This window comes from Halapricum desulfuricans (assembly GCF_017094525.1).
Classification (GTDB): Archaea; Halobacteriota; Halobacteria; order Halobacteriales; family Haloarculaceae; genus Halapricum; species Halapricum desulfuricans.
This window is the reverse complement of sequence record NZ_CP064788.1, coordinates 1,745,425-1,768,379: the sequence shown is the minus strand read 5'-3', so window position 1 is coordinate 1,768,379 and position 22,955 is coordinate 1,745,425. Positions and strand designations below refer to the sequence as shown.

The following is a 22,955-nucleotide window of genomic DNA, read 5'->3' as shown; positions in this document are numbered from 1 at the left end:
GTCCCAACGCTTTGGATAGCCTTACAGAGTCGTTCCGCCGCCGCTGAACGCAAGCAGGAACAGCAGCCCCATGATGTTCTCCTCGATGTAGGTCTGGGCGGCCTCTTTCACCTGTGCGATGTCTTCCTCGTAAGAGACTGTCACGGTCTGGTCGGCAGATTCGACCCGTACGTCCTCGAGTCTCGACTTGAGTGCTTCGGACGTGTCTTCGAGTCGAGTCGCCGCGTCGATGGCGAACTCGACGTCCTCCTTCAGCTGGTTCGCGGCGTCGCCGGCCCACATGTTCGTCTCGACGCCGTAGGCCGAGTCCGTCTTGTAGACGCTTCCCGAGACGTACTCGATCTGATCGAGGCTCTCGATCTCGATCTCGTCGGTATCCATGTCTTCGAGCGAGCCCTCAGGAACGACAGTCGCGAACTGCACGTGACCCTCGGTTGTCATGTCATACAGGTCCGTCAGCTCGCTCCCGATGGCATCGGCGTCGCCGTTCACGACGTCGATGACGTCTTCCAGAACCGCCGTCGGTCCGATGACGTACCGACCGTCCGAGAGGACAGCCATGCCGCCCTCGTCGGTGTCGGCTCCCGAGTAGATGGTCTTGCCGCTGTACTCCGATTCCTCGAGATCGCTGTCACCCTCCGACTCGAGGAACCCGATCAGGTCGTCCTCGGACCAGTCAGTCTCCATAACGATGCCGGCGTAGTCCTCGTCGGCGCCGGACCCCTCGACCTGCATGAACAGCGTCCCACTCCGGAACCCGGTCGGATCGAGGTCGGCTTCCTCGCGAGCCATCTCGATCGCCGAGTCGACGTCTTCCGGCAGGTTGCCTTCGCCCTGTCCGAACTGCTGTAACTCCTCGAGTACCGTATCGCCGACGTCCCGGAGGTCGTCGTCGTTCAACATCGCCTCGACGTCCATCGAGACGATCGCCTCCGCCTTCGCCGGAACAGTGTCGCCCGCCGTCGAACCGTTGCCGTTGCCGTTCCCGTTACCACCGCCGATGCTACCACACCCCGCCAGTGATCCGAGTGTGACGAATCCCGCTCCCGCTACACCTTTCTGCATGAGGTCTCGCCGCGTGTACTCTCTTGACGACATAGTTGTGCGCTACTGTCTGTTGGCAAAGTAAAAATAACCACCGGGAAAGAGATCCTCTCGTCGACAGAAACGGGCAATAATCGCTTCTACTCCCACTGGTTTTGGCAAGCCTAAAATATGACCGGAGCGGACAGAGACACACGATGAGCGAGTACACCTTCGACGACCTCGCGGTCGTCATGGGAACGTACGACGAAGAGGCGGCGATCGGCACAGTGCTCGACGATATCGAGCGCGTGACCGACGGGCGGGCGTCGGTCGCCTGTGTCGACAGCTCCAGCGACCGAACGCCGGAGATCGCCCGCGAGAAGGGGGCGCGGGTCATCGAACAGGAACCACAGGGATACGGCGTCGCCGTCGAGCGCGCGCTGCGCGCGGCCGACCGACCGGTCGTGGTCACGACTGACTGCGACGACACCTATCCCATGGAGCGACTGCCGGACTTCCTGGCGGCGATCAACGACGGCGCGGACGTCGTCAGCGGCGACCGCCTCTCGCGCGGGGCCGAGACGATGCCGCGGTTCAACCGACTCGGCAACCACCTGTTCGCCGCGATCGCGAGCGCGCTGGTCGGGAGCCGCGTCCGCGATACGACGACGGGGATGCGCGCCTACCGGACGTCCGTCATCGAGGGCATCGAGTGGACCGAGAACACCGGCCTCTCCGCGGAACTGCTGTTGCGACCGCTGTGTCGGGGCTACGACGTCCGCGAGATCGAGATCGACTATCGGGAGCGAGCGGGCGAGACGACACTGGATCCGGTCTCCGGCGGGGCCGAGATCGCCGGCTCGATCCTGCGGGTCGGGATGCAGGAACGACTGCGGTGAACTCCCGGTCCGGCCGCTCCCCGATCCGCACCGACGCGACTCGGAGCCGCCGAAATCACTCGTCCGGCCCGCGCTGATACGAGTCGAGACCGCCGGGATGGCCGGGCGGGTTCTCCAGTCCCACCAGCGATCCGCCGGTCGGCGACGAGTAGAAGGCAAAGAGCAACTCGTTGATCAGGTAATACCGGGCGCGCTCGCGCTCGCTCCCGCTGGGGTCCGGCTCGCTGTCGTCCAGTCCATACTCGTCGAACACGTCCTGTCGGGCCCCCCGGTCGAGTTCGGCGAACGGCCGATCGTCCCAGTGGCGAGCGTACTCGTCGAGCCGTCGGGCGGCCGCCCGGACGCCGTCGAAGTACGCCGATCGGTCCTGGATCCGGCCTACGACGTAGCTCTCGACGAACGAGTCGATCCCCGTCACCCGCTCGGGATACAGCGCCTCGGCGGCAGCGACGATCGTCTCGCGCCCTCCGGGCTCGTCCCGATCCGTCGGCCCGTCGGCGGTCTCGTCGCCGAGATCGTCCCACGCCAGCGCGCCGAGTCCGGCGGCTCCGACGCCGGCCGCACCGAGCGCGATCACCGCGTCCCGTCGCGTGAGACGCGTGGTGTCGTCTTCCGCTCCGTTCGCCTGCTCGTCAGTCTCGTGTGTCACGGACTCGTCCGTCTCGTTTATCATTGTTTGGTCACCTCGAACGTCGTATGCAGAAACTGCCCCTGGCGCGTCTCGCCCGGCACGTAGGCGGCCGCACCGTCACAGCGATGTGCCAGCTCACACAGCTGGAGTCGCGGCGACAACGCGCGTGTCGTCCCGTCGCCCGTCTCGACCGGCAGTGAGAGCGCGTAGCTGAACCCGGCCCCGGTCCCGTAGTCGACGAACAGTTCGAGATCGACCGTCGCGCGCCCCTCGACCGGGACGCGTACCGGTTGCTCGATCCCTGGGCCGTCGAGCGTGGCCGCTCCGTCGCCCACCGCCAGTGCAAGCGCGAGTTCGTCCCCGGCGGCAACCGCCGTTCGCTCGCGGCTATCGTCGCTCTCGAGCACGATCGACACGCTCTGGGCGTACGTCGGCAGGCCGGCGGCGATCGAGAGTGAGACTGCGTCCCCTTCGGCGAGGCGTATCGGCCGGAGTCGCGGCTCGACCGGCTCGCCCGCGATCGGCGGCCACGGGTTCCGGAAACTGTACCGATACAGGTTCCGATCCGGGAACGAGTCGACCACCTCGAAGGGGCGTTCCTCGAGCGCGTAGACCGCCGGTCCGTCGTAGCCGGCGTCGTTCTGCAGCGGCTGGAAGGGGTGGTTCAGCCACGGGCCGTACGGTTGGGGGAGAAAGACCAGCGCGTTCTCGAAGGACTGCTCCTCGAAGGGTTCGTAGGCGGCCTCGTAGTGGTCGGTGACCGCCCGGTTGCGATCGATGGGGTCGGTCGCGGTCGTGACGACCGCCGCTCCGCCGACCGCGGCGACGACCGCCGCGAGCGCTAGCGACGCCGACAGCGCCTTGTGCGGATCGAGCCGCCGGTCGAGCACCGTCCACGCGCGCGATCCGGCAGTCCGGAGCGCGAGCGCCGCGAACAGCGACAGCGGCACGAGCAAGTCGAAGTGGTAGTACGGCCCGAGGGAGGCGATCAGCCCGTCGCCCGGGTCGCCGATCTCACCGAGGACGTTCAGCGTCCCCCAGAAGTACGCCTCGCCGACCGGGATCGAGACGACCAGTCCGGCGAGCGCCAGCCGCCGCGGCGTCCGACGGCGGAGCGCGACCACGAGTCCGACAGCGGCGGTGGCGACTCCGAGCAGGCCGGCCGGAGCCCAGTCTCTCGCGAACGTCTCCAGCGCGCGGGCGTTCGACCGCGCGGCGAGTTCCGGGGTGTACTCGATCTCGCGGCCGAGCAACTCGCGCGTGCCGAACCCGACCCCGTCTCGCGGGGCGAACGCGTGATAGGGAAACTCCAGTGCGGAGCCGGTGACGACGGCGTTGTACCCCAGCGCGGCGGCGACCCCGACCAGCCCGACAACCGCGACGGTCACCTGCCGGAGCCACACGTCGCGCTCGCGGGTGCGCAGCGTCCACAGCGCGTGGAGCACGAACGGGGCGGCGAACAGCACGGCGGTGTAGGGCCGGGCGAAAAACGCCAGCCCGATCGCGCCCCCTGCGGCCGCTGCGAGCCGGCGGCTCCCGGTCCGGTCGGCCCGGAGATACGAGAACGCGAAGAGCAGGTTCAGCAGCGTCGTCGGCGCGTACGGCAGAAACGTCGCCGCGTTTATCAGGAACAGCGGCGAGGCGAGCACGGCGACGCCGGCGAGCAGTCCGGTCGGCCGGTCGAACAGTTCCGCACCGATCGCGGTGACGAGCGCGACGATTCCCGCGCCGACGAGCGCGAGCGTCGCTCGCGGCACCCCGAGCGCGAGCGCCGGCGCGTACAACGCCGGGACGACCGGCGAGTACTTCGAGTACATCCCCTCGGGGCTCTCGACGAAGAACCACGGCCGGAACGCCTCGGGGACGGGCGGTCGGAGAAAGAGCTGCCCGTCGAGCAACATCCGGGCCTGCTGGAGGTAGACGCCCTCGTCGTGGTTCAGCGAGTGGTAGGGGAACACCCGCGTCGCGAGCAGGAGAACGGTCGCACCGCCGATCGCCGCGAGCAGTGCGACAGCTATTCGCCACCGCGTCTCGGGATCGCGCGTCTGCTCGCGGACGGTAGCGAGCAGACGGCGTGCGGTCGTCTCGACGCCCGCCATCACTCCGCGGGATACCAGGCCAGCGAGTGATCGGCCTCGAGTTCGATACAGACGCGAGTCCCGTGGTCGAATTCCGTCGCGTGGTTGTGCTGGCAGTGGACCACGTCGCCGGAATCGAGTTCGACCCGGTAGACGAACGACGGGCCGGTGTACTGGCGGTGGACGACCTCGCCGTGCGTACTGGGCCCGGGACAGGGTGTCGCCCGGAGGTCGTCCGGACGGACCAGGACCTCGATCTCGGCACCGCGATACTCCTCGATCGAGCCGTCGAGCCGGTCGTCGTCAAGCAGCCCAAGCGACGTGTCGACGCCGCCATCGACGACGGTCCCGGTGAGGAAACTCGCCTGTCCGAGAAAGCTCGCGACGAACCGCGACTCGGGGTGGCCGAACACCTCTTCCGGGCGGCCGACCTGTTCGAGGCGGCCGTCGTTCATGATCGCCACCCGATCGGAGATCGACAGCGCCTCCTCCTGGTCGTGGGTGACCGACACCGCCGTCACGCCGGCGGCCTTGAGGATCCGGCGGACCTCCTCGCGCATCTCCTCGCGCAGTCGAACGTCCAGATTCGAGAACGGCTCGTCCAGCAGGAGCACGTCCGGCTCCGGGGCGAGCGAGCGGGCGAGCGCGACCCGCTGTCGCTCCCCGCCCGAGAGGCTCTCGGGGCTGCGGTCCGCGTACCCCTCGAGGTCGACGAGTTCGAGCAGCTCCGCGACGCGCTCGCCGTCGTCCGCCTCGAGCCCGAAGGCGACGTTCTCGCCGACGGTCAGATGCGGGAACAGGGCGTACTCCTGAAAGACCAGGCCCACGTCGCGCTGTTCGGGCGGCGTCGCGTCCCGCGCTCCGGCGACGCGCTCGCCGCCGATCGTGACCGTCCCCTCGGACGGCGTCTCGAGCCCGGCGATCATCCGCAGCGTCGTCGTCTTGCCACAGCCGCTGGGGCCGAGCAGCGTCACCAGTTCGCCCTCGCGGATGTCGAGCGAGACGTTCTCGACGGCGCGCTCGCCGCCGAATCGCTTGGTGACGTCGGCCAGCTCGAGGACCGGCTCGCCGAACGACTCGCGCTCGGGCGTCGTTTCGATCGTCTGTTCGATCGTCGTTAAGGTATCATTCCTTGACATCGTATCGCTCCCGTCCGAGTATCACGAGCATCGACAGCGCCGAGATGCCGATCAACACCAGCGCCGGTACGGCCGCCTGACCGTACGCCGCGGCCTCCTGTACCTGCCAGATGTAGGTGACTAGCGTCTCGAAGCCGAACGGCCGCAACAGAAGCGTCGCGGCCAGTTCCTTCATGCTGGTGAGAAAGACCAGCGCGGCCCCGGCGACGATGCCGGGCATCACCAGCGGCAGAACGACCTTTCGGAAGGCCACCAGCGGCGGTTTGCCGAGCGTCCGGGCGGCCTCGAGCAGTTGCGGATCGACCTGCAGGATCGAAGACCGGGTCGTCCCGACCGCCTGCGGGAGAAACCGGACGACGTACGCGAACACCAGCACCGCCAGCGAGCCGTAGAGAAACGGCGTGGCGTTCAGCGCCACCGACAGCAGGCCGAACCCGACGACGACGCCCGGAACGGCGTAGCCGACGTAACTCGCCCGCTCGGGCAGCGACGAGAGCCGTCCGTCGCCGCGGGCCGAGAGATACGCGAGCGGCAGCGCCGCGAGCACGGACGCCCCCGCCGCCAGCGCGGAGGCGGTCACCGAGTTCCAGGTGAACTCCCACCGGAAGTCGACGGCCGCACCGGCCAGCTCGGGCGTCGAACGGCCCAGCCACGTGAACAGGATCGCCGGCGGCAGCGCCAGCGCCAGCGACGCGACGGCGAGCGGGAACAGCGTCGCCACCCAGCGCCACCGACCCAGCCGAACGACGCCGGGGCGATCCGTCCCGCGGTTGACGTACGCGGAGGTCTCGCCGCCGCGCTCGATCCGCGATTCCGCGAGCAGGATGACGACCGTCAGCACGACCAGCAGGATCGAGAAGATCGACGCGAAATCGACCTGCCGGGCGGTCGTGCGCACGTAGATGATCCGGGTGAACACGTCGAACTGCATGATCGCCGGCGTCCCGAAGTCCGACAGCGTGTACAGCGCGACCAGCAACGCACCCGCCGCGATTCCGGGCTTCAACTGCGGGAGGGTGACCCGCCTGAACGCCCCCAGACGAGTGTGGTTGAGCGTCCGGGCGGCCTCGACGGTCCGGCCGTCGATCGACAGCAGCGACGCCCGCGTCGTGAGAAAGACGTACGGATAGGTGAACAGCGTCAGCACGATCACCGAGCCGACGAGCCCGTAGATCGAAGGGATCTGCTCGACCCCGAGCGGTGCGAGCGCGTCGGCGAGCTCGCCCCGCGGCCCGAACGCCGAGACGAACGCGAACGCGCCGATGTAGCTGGGGACCACGAGCGGCAGCGCGGCGAGCACGGTAAACAGCCGTCGGAAGGGCAGATCCGTCTGTGCGGTCAGCACCGCGAGCGGGACGCCGATCAGGACCGACAGCGCGGTCACCGCGACCACGAGCACGACCGTGTTGAGGAAGATGTCGAGGGTCGTCCGGCGGAACAGGATGTCGAAGAAGCGATCGAGGGGCACCGATCGAGCGCTGTTGAGCACCCACAGAAGCGGCGTCAGCACTGCGACCGCGACCGACCCCGCAAGCAGCGCCAGCACGAGCGTCTGGACGTCGCCTCTGGAGCGGCGCTTGATGCGGCGGGACACGGGGTCGCTGACTGACATCGTCGCCGCTACAGCACTCCCGCTTCGGTCAGCAGGTCCGTCGTCGGACCGGTGTTCGCCAGTTCGGTCAGGTCGATATCCGGCGTCTCCAGTTCGTCGATCGTCGGCAGGTCACCGACCGGCTGGACGCCGGGCAGCATCGGATAGGCGTAGGTCCGGGTGGCGAAGAACTCCTGGGCTTCAGCCGAGAGGAGGTGGCGGACGAACACGTCCGCGAGGCCGGCGTTCTCGTCGCGATCGAGCAGCGCGGCACCCGAGACGTTGACCAGCGACCCGGCGTCGCCGCGGGTGAAATACAGGTCCAGCGGTCGATCCGGCGAGCCGTTGAGCACGCGCAGCGCGTAGTAGTGGTTGGCGAACCCGGCCGCCAGTTCGCCGGTCGAGATCGCATCGGAGATCAGGAACTCGTTGTCGTAGGACTGGATCCCGGCCGCCTGCATGTCCTCGAGCCACTGGCGAGTGGCGTCTTCACCCTCCTGCAAGCGCATCGCGGTGATGAAGTCTTGGAACGCCCCGTAGGTCGGTGCCCAGCCAGTCGCGCTCTGGAGCGGGTCGGCGTCGGGGAAGTCCATCACGCTGTCAGGGAGGTCGCCCTCGTCCAGTTGCTCGGTGTTGTACGGGACCGCCCGGGCACGGCCGGCGATACCGACCCAGTTGCGGTCCGGCTGTACGAACGCGTCGGGCACGGGATCGACCGTCTCTTCGGTCAGCGGGCGGGTCGCGCCGTCCTCGAGGACGGTCCCGAGCGACCCCGCGCCGATCGAGATGAACAGGTCCGCCTGGAGCTGGCCGGCCTGTGCCTCGTCTGCGATCTGGAGGGCGAGCTCGCTCGACGGTTTGGACTGAGACGTATACGCGAAGTCGGGATAGACCTCCTCGAGGACGTCGAACAGCTGGAGGTAGAGTCCGCCTTCGCCGCCGCCGAGATAGATCGAGAGTTCGCCCGAGAGGTTCGGGAGGTCCTCCATCGAGCGCCCGCCCGGTGCCGGTCGTCCCTCGAGAATGGCCCCAGATCCCTGAAACTCCGAGAGGGCCATCGCTTCCATCGCCGCGTCGGCCGCGTCGTAGTCCGGCGCTCCGTAGTCACCGCTGTCGCCACCGAACAGCCCGGTACAGCCGGCGAGCGCGCCTGCCGCCGCGACGCCGCTCGTCGCCAGAAAGCCCCGTCGTGACGAGCGAGTCCCCGGACGCTCCGATCGATCGCCGAACGTGCTGTCGTCGTTTGTCATCATTGGTTTAGGCTGGCCTAAATAACATAAGTCTGGCGGTTCGTCTCAGTCGTCCGCGAGCGACCGGGCCGATCGCGTGGCCTCCAGACCGTCGGATTCGATCGTCGCGAGACAGTCGAGCCAGTCGTGCATGTACTCGCCGACGTGCCGGAGGAACTCGCCGTTCTCGTAGTCGGTTGTCTCGGCAGTCACCAGTTCCTCGGCCATGCGCTCGAAGGCGTCGGCGAAGCTCTCGGCCTCGGCAACGCGGTCGGTCAGTTCCCAGACGTGTTCGTTCAGTTCGAGGCCGGCGACCTCGTTGGCCAGGTCCCCGAACGTCGAGCGCGGGGCCTTGTTGTGCTCACACAGCGGTGCGCCGTTGTAGATCTGCTTGCCCAGCAGGTCCGCCGCGCGCTTCAAAAAGACGCCGCTCCAGATGTCGTCGAACCGGCCGATGTCCCAGGGGTTGTCGTCCATCGGGAGCTGGTAGAACGCCGGGACGACCTCGCGTCTGAACGCCAGATTCATCGAGCAGACCGTCAGGTACTGACCCGGCGCGGCCACGAAGTCCTCGCCGTAGTCGTCCGCGTCGAGGCGAGTCTGGGCCTGGCCGTCCAGATCGCCGTCCATCAGGATCCGGACCGCATCCAGGTCGGGAACGTTCGTCCACAGTCCCTGGGAGGCGACGACCTCCGAGACTGTCGTCGTCTCCGTTCGGACGGTCTCGTCCATCGCGCTGTAGGGATACCCGCGCGGGTACAGGTCCGTGTCGGTCTGATAGAGGACGTTCACCCACCGCTCGTCTGACTCGACGGCCTCGATCGCGCCCCGGTACTGGAGGTTGTCCATGTGCGTCCCGAAGAAATCGCTGTCCTCGTGGGGCAGGGTGTCGTCGTCGATGAACACGCCGTACTCGAACTCGCCCGCCCAGAGGTACAGCAGACCGAAACTCGTCTGGGCGTGACTCGCCTCGGGAATCAGGTAGTCGTGCTCCTCGATCCCCTGCTCGGCGAACCACCGTTCGCGGGCGCTCCCGTCGAAGACCTCCCCTGTGACGTCCAGTTCATCCAGCATCTCGTCCATCGCGTCGGTGTCACAGAAGTCCTCCGTGACCAGCACGAAGTGCAGTCGATCCGTGTCGAACTCGTGACGGCGGGCGTTTGCCACGTACTCGCGGACGCACTCGTACTCCCGGATCGTCGGCACGATCACGCAGATGTCGTCTGTCATCGGTCACTCCCCATTGTTTAGGCCAGCCTAAAGAGTGTATCGTTGTCGGTCGCCCCGGACGACGAGAAGCGGAACGACGATCAGTAGCGGGTCACGGCAAACACGAAAAACGCGCCGTTGAGCGAGAGGAACGCGACAACCAGCAGTCCAAGTGCCTCGTCAGCGGCCGGGTCGGCGGCCAGAATCGCGAGCGCGACGAAGGCGACGCCACCGCTCCCGCCGAGCAGTCCGACGAGTGCGCTTCGAACGCCCTCGCGCATGCTCGGCTATCGGTCGTCGTCGTTCTCGACCTGATCCTTGATCGACTCGAGTTCGGACTCGACGTCGACCGACGGCCCGGTCTCAATCGGTTCGTCCGTCTCGTCGAGCCGGTCTTCCAGTTCGGACTGGAGCCGCCGGGCGTCTTCGAGCAGGTCGCGTGCCTCGCTGTCCGGCGGCTGGCTGTCGAGCGCCGACTGCACGTCTTCGAGCGCGCTCTCGAGACGCGACAGGGCCTTCGAGCCGGCGCGCTCGGCCCGCTGTGAGACCGAGTCGCCGCCGTCCTGTGTGTCGACCCCGTCGGCCAGCCGGATCGTTCGCTGGAAGAGCCGCAGCGCACGGACGTTCGTCTCGAGAAGCAGTATCGCGCCCGGGATCGCGACTTCGCTGGTGAACTGTCTGAGTTCGTCGGCCCGCGGCGGCCGCGGGGCCACGAGCGGGCGTCGCTCGCGTTCGAGCTGGTCGCGCAACCGTGCGACCGTCCGGGTCAGTTCCGCGAGTTGTCGCTCGACGTCAGGAGGGTCGTCGTCGACCATATCGTCCGTTCGTGCCCCACCACCCTAAATCCGAGGCGGACCGTCCCCGCGGCGTGAAGAACATCCGAACGCTTTTATCTTTAGGCGAACCTAATCCACGGCGATGGCAGATACCCGCACGCCCGACGACGCGATCGAGAACTGGCCGTCGGTGTCGGCACACTCCCCGACCGAGGACAAGACCGTTTTCACCGAGGACGGCAATCCCGACGCCTGGATCGCGACGGACACGGCCCTCGAACCGCCGCAATAGCCTTCTCCAGTAGTCGCGTCCATCGCCGCCCGACTTCATCCGGGGGGTCGGTCCCCGGAGTACTCGACCTGTCTGTCGATCGAGGCAATCGGCCTGTTCTCATACTGCCGGCTGTAACACACTGAAGGAATTCGCCACCCCGGGTGGCGAATATCTTTACGAACTTACAGCCGGCAGTATCACTCGTAGATCAGGATCGTCGCCGTCTCGGATTCGAGCACGACGACCGCCTCGCCGGAGGCCGCGCGCCGTTCCTCGATCACGTCGACGGCCTCGCCGGGAACGACCGCGACTTCGCCGCCGAGGTCGACCTCGACTTCGGCGTGGCGGTCGATCTGGTCTTTGACTTCCTGCGGGTCCATCGACTCCAGCGCGGAGACGACCTGCCCGGCCTGATCGCGGAACTCCGGTCCGATGACGGAGTGATCGGGGTCGACCTCGACGGGCACGAGCTCGACGCTGGGCACGCCCTCGCGCATCAGCACGGGCGCGTTGACCGCCTCGCTGAGGTCGTAGGTGTCGATCGCGCGCTCCTCGGGGCCGTCGTCGGGGTAGACTTCGACCTTGTCGAGTTCGGCGTTGAGCGCCATCCCCGCGTCGGACTTCCAGCCCCGGATCGTCGAGGCGACGTCGACGATGATCTCGCCGGCCTGCTCGACGGCGTCCGTGTCCTCGACCTCCTCGGGATGGAGGTCGATCTCGGGCCACTCGGCGGCGTGGACGCTACCCTCCGTGCTGGGCAAAGCGTTGTAGGCTTCCTCGGCGATGAACGGCGCGAAGGGCGCGAGCATCTTCAGCGAGGCCGTCAGCGCGACGAACAGCCCCTGGCGGGCGGCGTCGCGCTCGCCGGGTCGCCCCTCGTAGAGTCGGCCCTTGATGAGCTCGAGGTAGTCGTCGGCCAGGTCGTGCCAGACGAACTCCCGCAATTCCCGAAGCGCCGCGTCGAAGCGATAGTCGTCCATGTACTCGGCGACATCCTCGGCGGTCTCGGCGGCCCGCGAGAGGATCCACCGGTCGATGTCACGATAGGCCGGGTTGTCCAGCGGCTCGCGGTCCGCGTCGAGGTGCTGAGCGGCGAACTTCGTGATGTTCCAGACCTTGGTGTTGAACCGCGAGGCGGAGGTGACTTCCTTCCACTGGAACTGGACGTCCTCGCCGCGCTTGCCCGCCAGCGCCATCGCCTGCCGGAAGGCGTCGGCGGAGTGGTCCTCGACGACTTCCTCGGGCTGGACGAAGTTGCCTTGCGATTTGGACATCTTGTTGCCGTCGTCGCCGAAGACCATCCCGTTGATGAGGATCTCCTCCCACGGGATCTCGTCCTCCAGCGCGTCGGTGCGCAACAGCGTGTAAAACGCCCACGTCCGGATGATGTCGTGGCCCTGCGGCCGCAGCGTCGTCGGGTGGAAGTCCTCGTCGGGCCAGTCGCGAACGAAAAGCGGCGTGATCGAGGAATCCATCCACGTGTCCATCACGTCGGTCTCGCCGACCCACTCGGTGGCGCCACACTCGGGACACTCCTCGATTGCGGGCTCTTCCTCGGTGGGTTTGGCCGGTAGTTCCTCGGGATCGGCGACGTGGATGTGATCGCACTCGTCGTTCGCGCAGAACCACGCCGGGATGGGCGTGGCGAACACGCGCTGGCGGGAGATGACCCAGTCCCACTCCATGCCCTCCGTCCACTCCTCCAGGCGGTCGTACATGTGCTCGGGGATCCACTCGACCTCCCGACCGCGCTCGAGGATCGCGTCCTGATCGACCTCGACGAACCACTGCTCCTTGCTGAGGATCTCGATCGGCGTGTCACAGCGCCAGCACTGGCCGACGTTCTGCGTCGTTGGTTCGGTATCCTCGAGATACCCTTCCTCGTCGAGGTCCTCTGCGATGACCTCCTTAGCCTCCTCGATAGTCAGCCCCTCGTACTCGCCGGCCTTCTCGTTGAGGTGGCCGTCTTCGGTGAAGGACATCCGCAGATCCAGGTCGTGTTCGGCCCACCAGGTCACGTCCTGTTTGTCCCCGAAGGTACAGATCATCACCGCGCCGGTCCCGAACTCGGGGTCGGCCTCCTCGTCGGCGATGATCTCGACTTCCTGACCGAACAGCGGCACCTCGAAGGTGTCGCCGACCCGATCGGCGTAGCGGTCGTCGTCGGGGTGGACTGCCATCGCAACACACGAGGAGAGCAGTTCGGGACGGGTCGTCGCGATCTCGACGTCGTCGCCGCCGTCGGCGCTCGGGAAGGTGATGTAGTGGAGCGTCCCCTCGACGCCCTCCTCGGTCTCGACCTCTGCGTCGGCGATGGCCGTCTCGCAGCGCGGACACCAGTTGACCGGGTGCTCGTCCCGATACACGAGGTCGTCGTCGGCCATCTCGACGAACGACTCCTGGGTGGTCCCCCAGTACTCGGGGTCCATCGTTCGGAACTCCTGGTCCCAGTCCTGGGAAAACCCCAGCGTGTGCATCGTGTCTTTCATTGCGTCGATCTGTTCCTCGGTGTGATCGATGCACATCTGGCGGAACTCCTCTCGCGGGACGTCCGTCCGGTGGATCCCCTCGTTCTCTTCGACTTTCACTTCCGTCGGGAGCCCGTGACAGTCCCAGCCCTGCGGGAAGAGTACGTCCTCGCCCTGCAGGCGGTGATAGCGAGCGGCGAAGTCCATGTAACACCACCCCAGCGCGTTGCCGATGTGGAGGTTCCCCGTCGGATAGGGCGGCGGCGTGTCGATCACGTAGTCCGTGTCGGGATCGGCCGCCCCGGCGTCGTAGCTGTAGAGGTCCATCTCCTGCCACTGCTGGCGCCAGTGCTGCTCGCGGTCGTCCGGGTCGTAGGTGTCTGGAAGATCACTCATGGGTAAGAGAGGTGTCGTGGCTGGTCGCCGGACTGGCGGTGAAAACGTGCCTGCGCGGCTATCGTACTACCGACGACATCAGAGCCATATCTGAACGATTACGATGTCGATTGTATAAACTTTCGCTTCCGTACCGGCGCGTGGCACTGTCGCTCCCGTCGCGGTCCGAACCCGTCGAAGACACCGATCTGCAATTCTGTCGTTCCGGCTCAGAGAGTGCTGTCCAGAGTAGCTGCACCAGGCTGGCCTCGAGTGTCCGTTAAATCCGATTAAATCGGGCTAATCGAAGACGAGCGTCGGCCCGGTTTATTGTAATCTCGCCCGATGGACGGAGTGCATGAGCCGAATCAAAACTGCTGCCCTGGTCGTTGCCGCTCTCATAGGTGTCGCCGGCGTCGCTGCGGCGACCGGTGCGGTCGGTACCGGGGCCGACGCGAGTGCACAGGCGGACGAAACCACGAGCACCCTCACGAACGTCGACGCGACGGCGACGTTGGACAACGACACGCTCGAAGTGACGGTCACCACCAACGGGAGCCCCGCGGAGAACGTTTCGGTCACCTACGACGATCAAACGCAACTGACCGACGAGAACGGAACCGTCTTTTTCAACCTCTCCGAAGACGGCGGGGACGAAGTCGAGTTCGAACTCGAGAAAGGCGGCTTCGAGGGCGAACTGGAGTACGTCCTCGGCGACGGGCCCCTGACGCTCGTCGAAGAAGAATACGAGTACGACATTGAGGGCGCAGAAGACGAGCACGATGAGGGCGACGAGGCCGAAGAAGACGAGGAGATTGAAGACACCGAAGCCGAAGAAGAGGCCGAAGAGAACGAACTCGACGACGAAGACGACAGCTGATACTGTCGGCTGTAAGTTCGTAACGATATTCGCCACCCGGGGTGGCGAATTCCTTCAGTTTGTTACAGCCGACAGTATGAGCAGCCCCCGTGACGTATTGAGGTTCGGCCGGGGACACGCGCCTCGGCCGCCTGCAACTTCCGAGTGTCGTCGGGACGCGTGTCCGTCGTGGAACAGTCTGATTTTCCCGCGGAAATGAGATAGACCTCGTTGAGCGGGTATCACCGAAAGACAGCATCCCGAACGCGTCGGGACCTTCGGCCGCTTCCGGGAATCGTCGGTTCACCCGACTACTTCGACTGTTTCAACGCGGTTCTTCGACCCGCTCTTCGCCCTTGAAATGCGCGGAGTTGTCCTGCGGATCGTAGCCAAGCGCCTCGCGAGCCCGTTCGATGGAGTAGTACTTGCGGTCGTTGTCGGAGATCCCGTAGACGATCTCGAAGTCGTAGTCGGCTTCGAGCGCGCGCTGGTGGATATGCGCACAGTCGGGGTAGGAGAGCCACATCGCCTGGCCGCGTTCGTAGTCGATCGGCGGGTGACCGCGAGTAAGGTTGCCGATCCGGATGTTACAGACGTCGATGTCGTACTGATCATGGTAGTACCGGCCGAGGACCTCGCCGGTGGCCTTCGAGACGCCGTAGAGGTTGCCGGGACGGGGGAGTTCGGTCCCGTCGAGCAGGAAATCGTCGTCCTCGCGGTACATCTCCGGGGTGCGCTCGTCGGTCTCGAAGGCCCCGACCGCGTGGTTCGAGGAGGCGTAGATAAATTTCTCGACGCCCTCGTCGACGGCGGCCTCGTACATCTTCTGGGTGCCGTCGATGTTGTTCGACAGGACGCTGTCCCAGGAGGCCTCGGGTCGGGGGTCGCCGGCGAGGTGGATGACCGCGCCGACGCCCTCGACGGCGGCCCGGACGAGCGCCTCGTCGGTGACGTCGCCGATCATGTACTCGTGGTCCGGTTCTTCGTCGGGTGGGCTGTGCAGTAGCAGTCGCCACTCGTATTCGTCGGCGAGACCCTCGAGGATCGCCTCGCCGACGCGACCGCCAGCACCCGTGAGCAGAACGGGATCGTCCATCGAGTGTATCTGTGCGACCGGCCAGTAAGTAAGATACGGTTCGCCCCGCGAGCGGTCCCTGTCGCTGGGTCCCGCGGCCGCGGTCCGAAGCGCGTTTCCACGCGGCCTGCGAACTGAACAGTATGCCCACCGACCCAGAGCAGGCCTGCTTCGAGGCCGGGATCAAGTTCGGATCGCTGTACCACCAGTTCGCCGGGACGCCGGTCAGTCCCGACAGTGCCGACAGCCTCGCGCAGGCAATGGAGGAAGCCATCGAGAACCAGCCCTACTGTGAGTCCGTTACCGTCGAGATCCGCGAGGCGGAACTCGAAGCCGCCATCGCGGAGGGGTCGGCCGACTACACGGAGTTCACCGGCCGGTTCGCCGAAGTGGAGATTCGCGTCGATTACGAGGGGTCTCGGGCCGTCGCCCGCATGGAGATGGATGACGGCTACCCGCTGATGCGCCTCGTGGACGTCGAGTAACGGTACGCGTTCGCACCGGGTTCCCGGCAATACCTAATAGGTAGTCTTTTTGAGCGTTCCTCTGAAAGAACAGGTATGGCACTGTATGCAACCGAGCGGATCGACGACGCGGTGTCGCTGACGCGGTCGCTTCTGTTCCCGTTCGACGGGGGGCTGTGGGCGCGGCTGGCCGTCGTCGTCTTCGTTCTCGGCTTCGGGTCCGGCGGGAACGTCACGAGCCTGGGCTCGAACACCCCGTCGGCGGGTTCGTCGGCAGGGTCGACGGCACCAGTCACGGACGTGACTGTCGAACCCGGTTCGGTCTCGATCGCGAGCGAGGTCGTTGCCGTACTGGTGGCGATAGCGGTCGTCCTCGGGCTGGCCTGGCTGGTGCTGGCCTGGCTCGGCGCGATCCTGGAGTTCGTCTTCGTCGAGGGACTGTCGAACCGGTCGGTTGCGATCCGTCGCGGCCTCGGTCGCCACTGGGGGCGTGGTCTCCGACTGTTCGGCTTTCGGCTCGCCGTCCTCGCGGTCTCGCTCGCCCTGTTCGGCGCGGCGACGCTAGCGCTGTTCTGGGACCCGATCACGACCGCGCTCGGCGGCGGTTCGGTCACGATCAGCGACGCACAGATCTTCGTCGGGATCGCCACGCTCCTGTTCGTGGGGGCGCTCGTGGGCTTGCCCGCCATCGCGGTCCACTGGTTGACGACCCAACTGGTCGTGCCGGTCATGCTGGCGCGTGACAGCGGCGTCCTGTCGGCCTGGCGAGAACTCCTCGCAGCGGTCCGCACCCAGTGGAAGCAGTTCGGCGCGTACCTGCTCGTGGCGATTGGACTCCGGATCGCGACGACAGTCGCCGTCGGGATCGTGCTGGCGATCGTCGGCGTCGTGCTGGCGATCCCGTTTCTCATCGTCGGCCTGCTGGTTGGCCTGGGGGCGATCGCGGGCGGCACGGTCACGGTCCCGCTCGTCGTCGGGGTCGCTCTGCTCGCGGTCGCGTTCGTCCTCGTGCTCGCGCTGGCCAGCGCGGTCGTTCACGTCCCGATCGAGTCGTTCCACCGCTACTTCGCGCTCCTGATCGTCGGCGATTTCGAGAGCGATTTCGACGTGTTAGGTGAGATCCGCCCCTCGCTCGCGACCGATACCGAACGGTAGGCTGAGCGTCGCGTCACTCCGTCGTCGCGGACCACGCGACGCTGATCTGCGCTGTCTGCCTCGAAACAGAATCGCTGCCGACAGACGTGATCTAGCCTAGTTGCTCGACGATCTCTCGCCCTTCGACGTAGACGAGATCGTGGTCGGCGGCGTAGGTGCGAGCGTCGACCGGCGAGAGCGCGCGGCCGGTCTCGTCGTCGAGCATCTCACAGACGACGACGGCGGGCGGGAGGTCAGCGACATCCGCCAGCGCCAGCCCCAGTTCAGTGTGCCCCTTTCGATCGTCTACCAGCTCGGGCGCACCCCGCAGCAGATGGACGTGACCGGGCGATCGGAACTGCCCGGCGAAGTCGAACCCCTCGGGATCGGCCGCAGCCGTGGCGAGTTCGGTAATCGTCAGCGCCCGGTCCTCGTCGGTGATGCCGGTGTAGGTGTCCCGGTGGTTGACCGTCAGCGAGAACGACGACCGCTCGTCGTAGCCGAGTTCGTGATCCGCGGCGGTCGGGTGATCGATAATCTCCTGGGAGAACGGCAGGTCGAACGCCTCGGCGACCTCGTTCGAGAGGGCGACACAGATCAGCCCGCCGGCGTCGTTGCGCATCCGTGCGACGGCGTCCGAATCGACCGCCCCGGCCGGGTAGACGATGTCGGTCTCGCCTTCGCGGTCGGCGGCGTCATGGACGAGTATCGGATCGCCGTCCCGAAACGCCGCGATCGCGTGGTCGATGCTGGTCGATCCGCCTGAGGTCTCGTTACTCGTGGACATGGATAGTGAGGTGGTCGCCGTCGTCGGCGTCGAACCGGGCGCGAAGTTTCTCCGGAGCGATCAACTCGAGCTGAACGTCGCCGTGGTGGGTCCGTTCGGGCGCGATGACGTGAGCGTCGTCGTAGGTCCCCGTCTCGAACTCGATCGTCGCCGGATAGCAGTAGGCCGGCCCGTAGGTGCGTTCGTCGTCTTCCCAGCCTTCGATCTCGATCGGATCGAGCGCGTCCATCCGCGCCCGGGCGCGGACGCTCTCGGCGTCGAGTTCGACGTTCAGCGTCCCCGCGTACGGCTCGTAGCCGAGCTTCGCGTCGAACTGGCGCATGTATCCCGGCAGCGTGATGTAGTGCCCGCCCTCGTGCATCCCGCTTGTCAGCGTGCCGGTCAGCGTCACGCCGACCTGCGACTCGAAGATCCGCTGGTAGTGGGCGTACTCGCGCTGGAGCAGCGCCTCGCCCTCGCGGGTCACCGACACCCACTGCCCGTCGCTGACGATCTCGCGCTCGATCATGTCGGTGTCCTCGAGACTCTGGAGGCGACGCGAGGCGGTCTGGTTCGACACGTCGAGCTTGCCGGCCAGGCCCGCACAGGAGATTTTCGCCTCGCCGTCGAGCGCGCCGGCCAGCGCCAGCACTTTCAGCGTCCGGAGCTCGTCGTACCCGATCACCCGGCCCGACAATTCCATACCTGAAACTGCGGTATCCCGACGGATAAGCATACCGACTGTTGTATGCATCTCAGAATTGGAATGGAAAACCGTGAACGTCACCCCGAGGCGGCAATTCCCTTCGAAGCTGTATCACAGTCAGAACGATTCGACGGACACGCCCAGTCGCTCGAAGTCGGTTACGTTGTCAGTCACGACCCGTTCGTCAACTGTCTCTGCGACACTTGCGACCAACGCATCGATCATGTCAGGTCCGGTCTCACTGCCAGCACTACCATCTGCCCGCGCAAGCAACTGTCCCGCTCTAATTGCCATCTCTTCGTCCAGCCGTGTGATCGAATACATCCGGCTCAAGTTCCGGATACGCCGTCGCTCGTGCTCGTCGAGCACCCACTCTGCACCGTATTCGAGTTCGGAAAGAACTGGCACAGGTACGCGCTGTATCTCCTGATTTCGCTGCAGGTCCTCTGCCTTCTCGTGTGCGCGAGATTTCCCGCTGAAAAGATCAATCAGGTAGTTCGTGTCAAGAATCATCTGTCATCCGATCGCGCATCGCTGTCGCACTCGATGTGTCCATCCGGTCAATTCGGTTTTTCATCTGCTCGCCCTGCCCCTCCGTGATGACTCCAGCGATGACGTCCGGATCGGGGGCCGGTGCGCCAGTAAGACGGACGAGTGCTTCACCCATCGTCTCGTCGTCTCGTTTCTCGGTCTTGAGATATTCGTGAAACCACTCGTCGACTCGCACGGTTTTCATCGTGTATCGGGATACACACCGACCGACAAAGAGCATTCCGGGAGCGGCGATCGGACACCGACAGTCAGCGCGCAGCCGGATCGTCAGCCCAGAATTGACTTCCTTGCTGCAGTTTCGGCACCCAGGTGTCCGAGTCCCGCGCGAGCATGGCGACCCGGGAGTCCGGCACGTCAACGAGGTGATCGTGGTCGGGGAGGAACGCCTGGACCTCGCGTGCGAACGAGACGACGTCGTCGTGGTCGAGCATCGACGAGCGGTCGAGACGCCCCCGAGAGTGGCCGACGTGCATGTACGCCTTCAGTTCGAAGAAATCGACGTCAGCGCGGTCGGCCATCGCGGCGTACCACGCCGGACGGTGGTCGTTCTCGCCGCCGACGAGCGTCGTCCGAAGCACCGTTCGGGTGTCGTCTTTCGCCGCGAGGACGTCCAGCGTCTCGATCAGCCGCTCCCAGAGGTCCTCCTCGACGGGCTTGACGGTCTCCTCGAAGGTCTTTCGGTCGGGTGCGTCCACCGAGATATACAGCTGGGTCGGATCGCATCGCTCGATCATCTCCGGTTTCGTCCCGTTCGAGACCAGAAACGTCGTGATCTCCCGGTCGTGAAACTCCTCGATGAGTTCGGGCAGATGTGGATACAGCGTGGGTTCGCCGTCCAGCGAGATGGCGACGTGGCGCGGCTCCATCGCCTGTTCGAACCGTTCGCGGGGGACGTCGTCGTTGCCGCCGTAGCCCGACAGCAGCTTCCGCTGGAGGTCGATCGTGGCGTCCGCGACTGCGGCGGGGTCGTCCCACTCGACGTCGCCCAGTTCGTAGGCGTGGCCAGCGTGATCGCGCCAGCAGAACACGCAGCGCTCGTTGCACTTCACCACCGGCGTCATCTGCATGCAGCGGTGGCTCTCGACGCCATAAAACGCGTATTTGTAGCACTTGCCCTCGCCCTGGAGAGCGTTGTCGGTCCACCCGCAGGTCTGTACCGCAGTATGGTTGACGCTGTGGTAGTCGGGGTCGCCGACCTGCCGGGGACCACCCTCGTCGCTCATGTCCCCGTCTACCGTCCCCGTGTGCATAACCGATGCGGAACCGGATCGGCACGTCCCGGTCGAGGCGCTTCGTCCGGCTGTCGAAACGCACACGAGGATGGCCGACCAACCACGGGTCATGCCGACTGCACGTAACGGCGCTGTCGGGATCGAGTACGCCGTCCACGGCGAGGGACCGACCGTCGTCTGCTGTGGGGTCGCCGGTCTCGGCGCCTGGCAGTGGAGCTATCTCGTGACACCGCTCGCACGCGAGCACGAGGTCGTCGTATTCGACTATCGCGGGACCGGGAACTCCGATACGCCCGACGGGCCCTACACCGTTCGTGACCTGACGGCCGATCTCGACGCCGTGCTCGCAGACCACGGCGCTCGCTCGGTGCACCTCCTCGGGGCCGGTCTCGGCGGGGTCGTCGCCGTCGAGTACGCCCGCCGCGCCGGGCGACCGGAGTCGCTCGGACTGCTCGGGACGCCGACTGCTCCGTCGGACGTCGATTTCGACGCGCTCGCCCGGCTTCGCGCCCCTCGCGACGACCCGGAGGCGATCGAACGATCGCTGGCGGTGGCGTTCGCGCCCGGCACGGTCGAAGCACATCCTGACGAGATCAGACGGATCGTCGAGTGGCGTGCGACGGACGACGCCGACCGGACGGGCTGGGACGGGCAGCTGGCCGCCATGCGCGAGGCCGAACTGACCGATCTGTACGAGGTGACGACGCCCTCGCTGGTCTTTCACGGCGTCGAGGACGCGATCGTCGATCCCGAGGCAGGCCGACGACTGGCCGAACACCTCCCGCGCGGCGAGGGTCGAGCGGTCGAGAGCGGCCATCTGGTCCACGTCGAACAGCCACAGGTCGTCGCCGACGAGTTGCTGGCGTGGCTGGACGAGCGACGGGCCTGATCCCGATCCGACCGCCCTCCATCGCGCGGTCGATGCCGGACAGATGTCCAACAGTCACGATGAAACAGGGCCCGGGATCGAGTCCACGACACCGACCTCGTGCTGTCCCATGGACAGGACACAACGCCTATCCCCCGTGCTGTCCTCACACTCTGCTATGACCGAGTACACGACCGTCTCGATCCCGAAAGACCTGGCCGACCGCATCGAGGAGACGATCGAGGGAACGAGTTTCTCCAGCACGAGCGACCTTGTCAGGTTTCTCCTGCGGAGTATCGTCATCGAACACCAGCGAGAGGGGCGGCTCACCGAGGCGGAGTTCGCCGAGATCGCCGAGCAACTGCAGGACCTTGGATATCTGGAGTAGCGTGGTCGGTCCAGCGCGGTCACAACACGTCTTCGGGCGGTTCGACTGCGAGTACCTCGATCGGTAGCCGACGGCCGCCCGGATCGAACGCCGCGAGCGACGACCGGTCCCACGGCGGGACGGCCACGAACACGACTGCGTGGAGGTCGTCAGTCTCGGAGACGCTCAACTCGCCGGTCGGGTGGGACACGAACCGGCCGTCGGTCTGGCCGACCGGCGTCCCCAGGTCCATCCCGAAGACGGCGTTGACGGACGATCCGGCCTGCGGCAGGTAGACGTGTGTGAAAACCGGCGTCTCCGGGTCCAGATCGAGGCCGTCCAGTTCTCCGGCCGGCGTGGCGTCCAGCGAGACTGTCACCGACTGCGGGTCGCGGTCGCCGGCGTACTCCAGCAGGTACTCGAGGAGCCCCTCGGTGATGTATCGGGTCTCGGTCATCCGAACAGCATCGACCGGACGGTTTCTGCGTACAGTTTCGGTGCGCGCCGGCGTGAGCCGTCGAGCGCCTCGCCGATCGCGCTCGCCGCGTCCGTGAGGACGCCCTCGCCGTGACCGACGAGCAGGCGCTCGGGCGCGAACCGCCGGAGCGACCGGGGTGGTTTCAGCCGCAACGCCGGATGGACCCCCAGTGATTCCCCGCTCGCGAGGAAGTACTCGGCAGTCCCGAGCGCCTCGGGAACGACCAGCGTTCCGTCGTGTTCGCCGTAGAGGGCCGCTTCCTGCCACAGCGGCGTGTCAATCAGCTCGTGGACCCCGAACCCGGAGTCCCCGAGGTCGGCGTGGACGCGCTCGACCGGCGCGTCGAGCTTCGGGGCGACGCCGTCCATCCACTCGGGCACGTACACCGAAACGTCGTGACGACGTGCGACTGCGGCGGCGTCACGCTTGTGTCGATCCAGCAGGACGGCGACGCCCGCGACCTCGCCGTGCTCCGCCAGGAGGTCGTCGAGACCGTCGGCGTCGACCGGGTCGAGCACCCAGACGCCACCCGACTCGCTGACGACGGCGTGGCTGGCGCGTTGCATCCGCTCGTCGGGATGAGCCATCCAGCCGACGCCGCCGTCATAACGGTCGATCTCGCGCATCCGGGCCGGTCCCGACCCTTTCAGAGGCATATCAGCACAACGGCCCCCACCGGTTTATACACTGTGTCGGCGGAACATTAGACCGCCGAGCGATCGCCGTATTCCTCGACCGTCCGTTCGAGGCGGTGTCGAC

The 22,955-nt window shown here is 66.3% G+C and carries 25 protein-coding genes; 7 read left to right on the top strand and 18 right to left on the bottom strand.

What is annotated here, in order from left to right; genetic code table 11:
* Positions 1-21: 21 nt before the first annotated feature.
* Positions 22-1,098 carry a hypothetical protein gene (locus HSR122_RS09120; protein ID WP_229109394.1) on the bottom strand — a complete coding sequence of 359 codons (1,077 nt, stop codon included), beginning with the start codon at positions 1,096-1,098 and terminating at the stop codon, positions 22-24.
* 143 nt (positions 1,099-1,241) lie between these two features.
* Here HSR122_RS09120 and HSR122_RS09115 point away from each other — a divergent pair, with 143 nt between their 5' ends.
* Positions 1,242-1,925 (top strand): dolichyl-phosphate hexose transferase, encoded by a 684-nt coding sequence (locus tag HSR122_RS09115; RefSeq protein WP_229109393.1) that lies wholly within the window; start codon positions 1,242-1,244, stop codon positions 1,923-1,925.
* A gap of 55 nt (positions 1,926-1,980) precedes the next feature.
* Here the strand turns inward: HSR122_RS09115 and HSR122_RS09110 are convergent, their stop codons facing one another.
* The 8 genes from HSR122_RS09110 to HSR122_RS09075 form a co-directional block, all read right to left on the bottom strand.
* On the bottom strand, positions 1,981-2,598 hold the full coding sequence (locus HSR122_RS09110; protein ID WP_229109392.1) for a gluconate 2-dehydrogenase subunit 3 family protein: 618 nt from the start codon (positions 2,596-2,598) through the stop codon (positions 1,981-1,983).
* Positions 2,595-4,655 (bottom strand): ArnT family glycosyltransferase, encoded by a 2,061-nt coding sequence (locus HSR122_RS09105; RefSeq protein ID WP_229109391.1) that lies wholly within the window; start codon positions 4,653-4,655, stop codon positions 2,595-2,597. Before HSR122_RS09105 ends, HSR122_RS09110 begins: the two co-directional genes overlap by 4 nt.
* Entirely contained in the window at positions 4,655-5,773 is a 1,119-nt protein-coding gene (locus tag HSR122_RS09100; protein WP_229109390.1) for an ABC transporter ATP-binding protein, read from the bottom strand. Before HSR122_RS09100 ends, HSR122_RS09105 begins: the two co-directional genes overlap by 1 nt.
* Entirely contained in the window at positions 5,760-7,385 is a 1,626-nt protein-coding gene (locus tag HSR122_RS09095) for an ABC transporter permease (RefSeq protein ID WP_229109389.1), read from the bottom strand. Before HSR122_RS09095 ends, HSR122_RS09100 begins: the two co-directional genes overlap by 14 nt.
* An 8-nt stretch (positions 7,386-7,393) precedes the next feature.
* Positions 7,394-8,614, bottom strand: a complete 1,221-nt coding sequence (locus HSR122_RS09090; protein WP_229109388.1) for an extracellular solute-binding protein — start codon at positions 8,612-8,614, stop codon at positions 7,394-7,396.
* 45 nt (positions 8,615-8,659) lie between these two features.
* A complete protein-coding gene (locus HSR122_RS09085) occupies positions 8,660-9,823 on the bottom strand; it encodes an alpha-1 4-glucan-protein synthase (RefSeq protein ID WP_229109387.1) in 1,164 nt (387 codons plus the stop codon).
* Between the two features lie 80 nt (positions 9,824-9,903).
* Positions 9,904-10,083: a hypothetical protein gene (locus HSR122_RS09080; protein ID WP_229109386.1), complete on the bottom strand. Its 180-nt coding sequence runs from the start codon at positions 10,081-10,083 to the stop codon at positions 9,904-9,906.
* Between the two features lie 6 nt (positions 10,084-10,089).
* Positions 10,090-10,617, bottom strand: coding sequence for a DUF7547 family protein (locus tag HSR122_RS09075; RefSeq protein WP_229109385.1), 528 nt, complete (start codon positions 10,615-10,617; stop codon positions 10,090-10,092).
* A 103-nt stretch (positions 10,618-10,720) separates the two neighbouring features.
* On the opposite strand from HSR122_RS09075, the gene HSR122_RS09070 reads away from it, so the two are divergent.
* Positions 10,721-10,870, top strand: a complete 150-nt coding sequence (locus tag HSR122_RS09070) for a hypothetical protein (RefSeq protein WP_229109384.1) — start codon at positions 10,721-10,723, stop codon at positions 10,868-10,870.
* Positions 10,871-11,049: 179 nt separating this feature from the next.
* Here the strand turns inward: HSR122_RS09070 and HSR122_RS09065 are convergent, their stop codons facing one another.
* Positions 11,050-13,716 carry a valine--tRNA ligase gene (locus tag HSR122_RS09065; protein ID WP_229109383.1) on the bottom strand — a complete coding sequence of 889 codons (2,667 nt, stop codon included), beginning with the start codon at positions 13,714-13,716 and terminating at the stop codon, positions 11,050-11,052.
* 337 nt (positions 13,717-14,053) lie between these two features.
* Between HSR122_RS09065 and HSR122_RS09060 the strand changes: the two genes are divergently transcribed.
* A complete protein-coding gene (locus HSR122_RS09060) occupies positions 14,054-14,575 on the top strand; it encodes a hypothetical protein (RefSeq protein ID WP_229109382.1) in 522 nt (173 codons plus the stop codon).
* 304 nt (positions 14,576-14,879) lie between these two features.
* Here HSR122_RS09060 and azf read toward each other — a convergent pair whose 3' ends face one another.
* Positions 14,880-15,650 carry an NAD-dependent glucose-6-phosphate dehydrogenase Azf gene (gene azf / locus HSR122_RS09055; protein ID WP_229109381.1) on the bottom strand — a complete coding sequence of 257 codons (771 nt, stop codon included), beginning with the start codon at positions 15,648-15,650 and terminating at the stop codon, positions 14,880-14,882.
* 122 nt (positions 15,651-15,772) lie between these two features.
* Here azf and HSR122_RS09050 point away from each other — a divergent pair, with 122 nt between their 5' ends.
* Entirely contained in the window at positions 15,773-16,114 is a 342-nt protein-coding gene (locus tag HSR122_RS09050) for a dihydroneopterin aldolase family protein (protein WP_229109380.1), read from the top strand.
* Between the two features lie 75 nt (positions 16,115-16,189).
* Positions 16,190-17,248, top strand: a complete 1,059-nt coding sequence (locus HSR122_RS09045; protein ID WP_229109379.1) for a DUF7544 domain-containing protein — start codon at positions 16,190-16,192, stop codon at positions 17,246-17,248.
* Positions 17,249-17,339: 91 nt separating this feature from the next.
* Here the strand turns inward: HSR122_RS09045 and ribB are convergent, their stop codons facing one another.
* The 5 genes from ribB to twy1 all read right to left on the bottom strand — a co-directional run bounded on the left by ribB (position 17,340) and on the right by twy1 (position 20,474).
* The gene (ribB, locus tag HSR122_RS09040; RefSeq protein ID WP_229109378.1) at positions 17,340-18,014 is read right to left on the bottom strand and encodes a 3,4-dihydroxy-2-butanone-4-phosphate synthase; all 675 of its coding nucleotides are present in this window, start codon (positions 18,012-18,014) and stop codon (positions 17,340-17,342) included.
* Positions 18,001-18,696, bottom strand: coding sequence for a CTP-dependent riboflavin kinase (locus HSR122_RS09035; RefSeq protein WP_229109377.1), 696 nt, complete (start codon positions 18,694-18,696; stop codon positions 18,001-18,003). The genes ribB and HSR122_RS09035 overlap by 14 nt, the downstream gene beginning before the upstream one ends.
* A gap of 120 nt (positions 18,697-18,816) precedes the next feature.
* Positions 18,817-19,212 (bottom strand): PIN domain-containing protein, encoded by a 396-nt coding sequence (locus tag HSR122_RS09030; RefSeq protein WP_229109376.1) that lies wholly within the window; start codon positions 19,210-19,212, stop codon positions 18,817-18,819.
* Complete coding sequence (locus tag HSR122_RS09025) at positions 19,202-19,435, bottom strand: hypothetical protein (protein WP_229109375.1); 234 nt, start codon at positions 19,433-19,435, stop codon at positions 19,202-19,204. Before HSR122_RS09025 ends, HSR122_RS09030 begins: the two co-directional genes overlap by 11 nt.
* A 64-nt stretch (positions 19,436-19,499) precedes the next feature.
* Positions 19,500-20,474 carry a 4-demethylwyosine synthase TYW1 gene (twy1, locus tag HSR122_RS09020; RefSeq protein ID WP_229109374.1) on the bottom strand — a complete coding sequence of 325 codons (975 nt, stop codon included), beginning with the start codon at positions 20,472-20,474 and terminating at the stop codon, positions 19,500-19,502.
* Positions 20,475-20,571: 97 nt separating this feature from the next.
* On the opposite strand from twy1, the gene HSR122_RS09015 reads away from it, so the two are divergent.
* Positions 20,572-21,372, top strand: a complete 801-nt coding sequence (locus HSR122_RS09015) for an alpha/beta fold hydrolase (RefSeq protein ID WP_229109373.1) — start codon at positions 20,572-20,574, stop codon at positions 21,370-21,372.
* Positions 21,373-21,529: 157 nt separating this feature from the next.
* A complete protein-coding gene (locus HSR122_RS09010; protein ID WP_229109372.1) occupies positions 21,530-21,739 on the top strand; it encodes a ribbon-helix-helix domain-containing protein in 210 nt (69 codons plus the stop codon).
* A gap of 19 nt (positions 21,740-21,758) precedes the next feature.
* Here the strand turns inward: HSR122_RS09010 and HSR122_RS09005 are convergent, their stop codons facing one another.
* Positions 21,759-22,175, bottom strand: a complete 417-nt coding sequence (locus HSR122_RS09005) for a hypothetical protein (RefSeq protein ID WP_229109371.1) — start codon at positions 22,173-22,175, stop codon at positions 21,759-21,761.
* Positions 22,172-22,852, bottom strand: coding sequence for a hypothetical protein (locus tag HSR122_RS09000; RefSeq protein ID WP_229109370.1), 681 nt, complete (start codon positions 22,850-22,852; stop codon positions 22,172-22,174). Before HSR122_RS09000 ends, HSR122_RS09005 begins: the two co-directional genes overlap by 4 nt.
* Between the last annotated feature and the right edge of the window lie 103 nt (positions 22,853-22,955).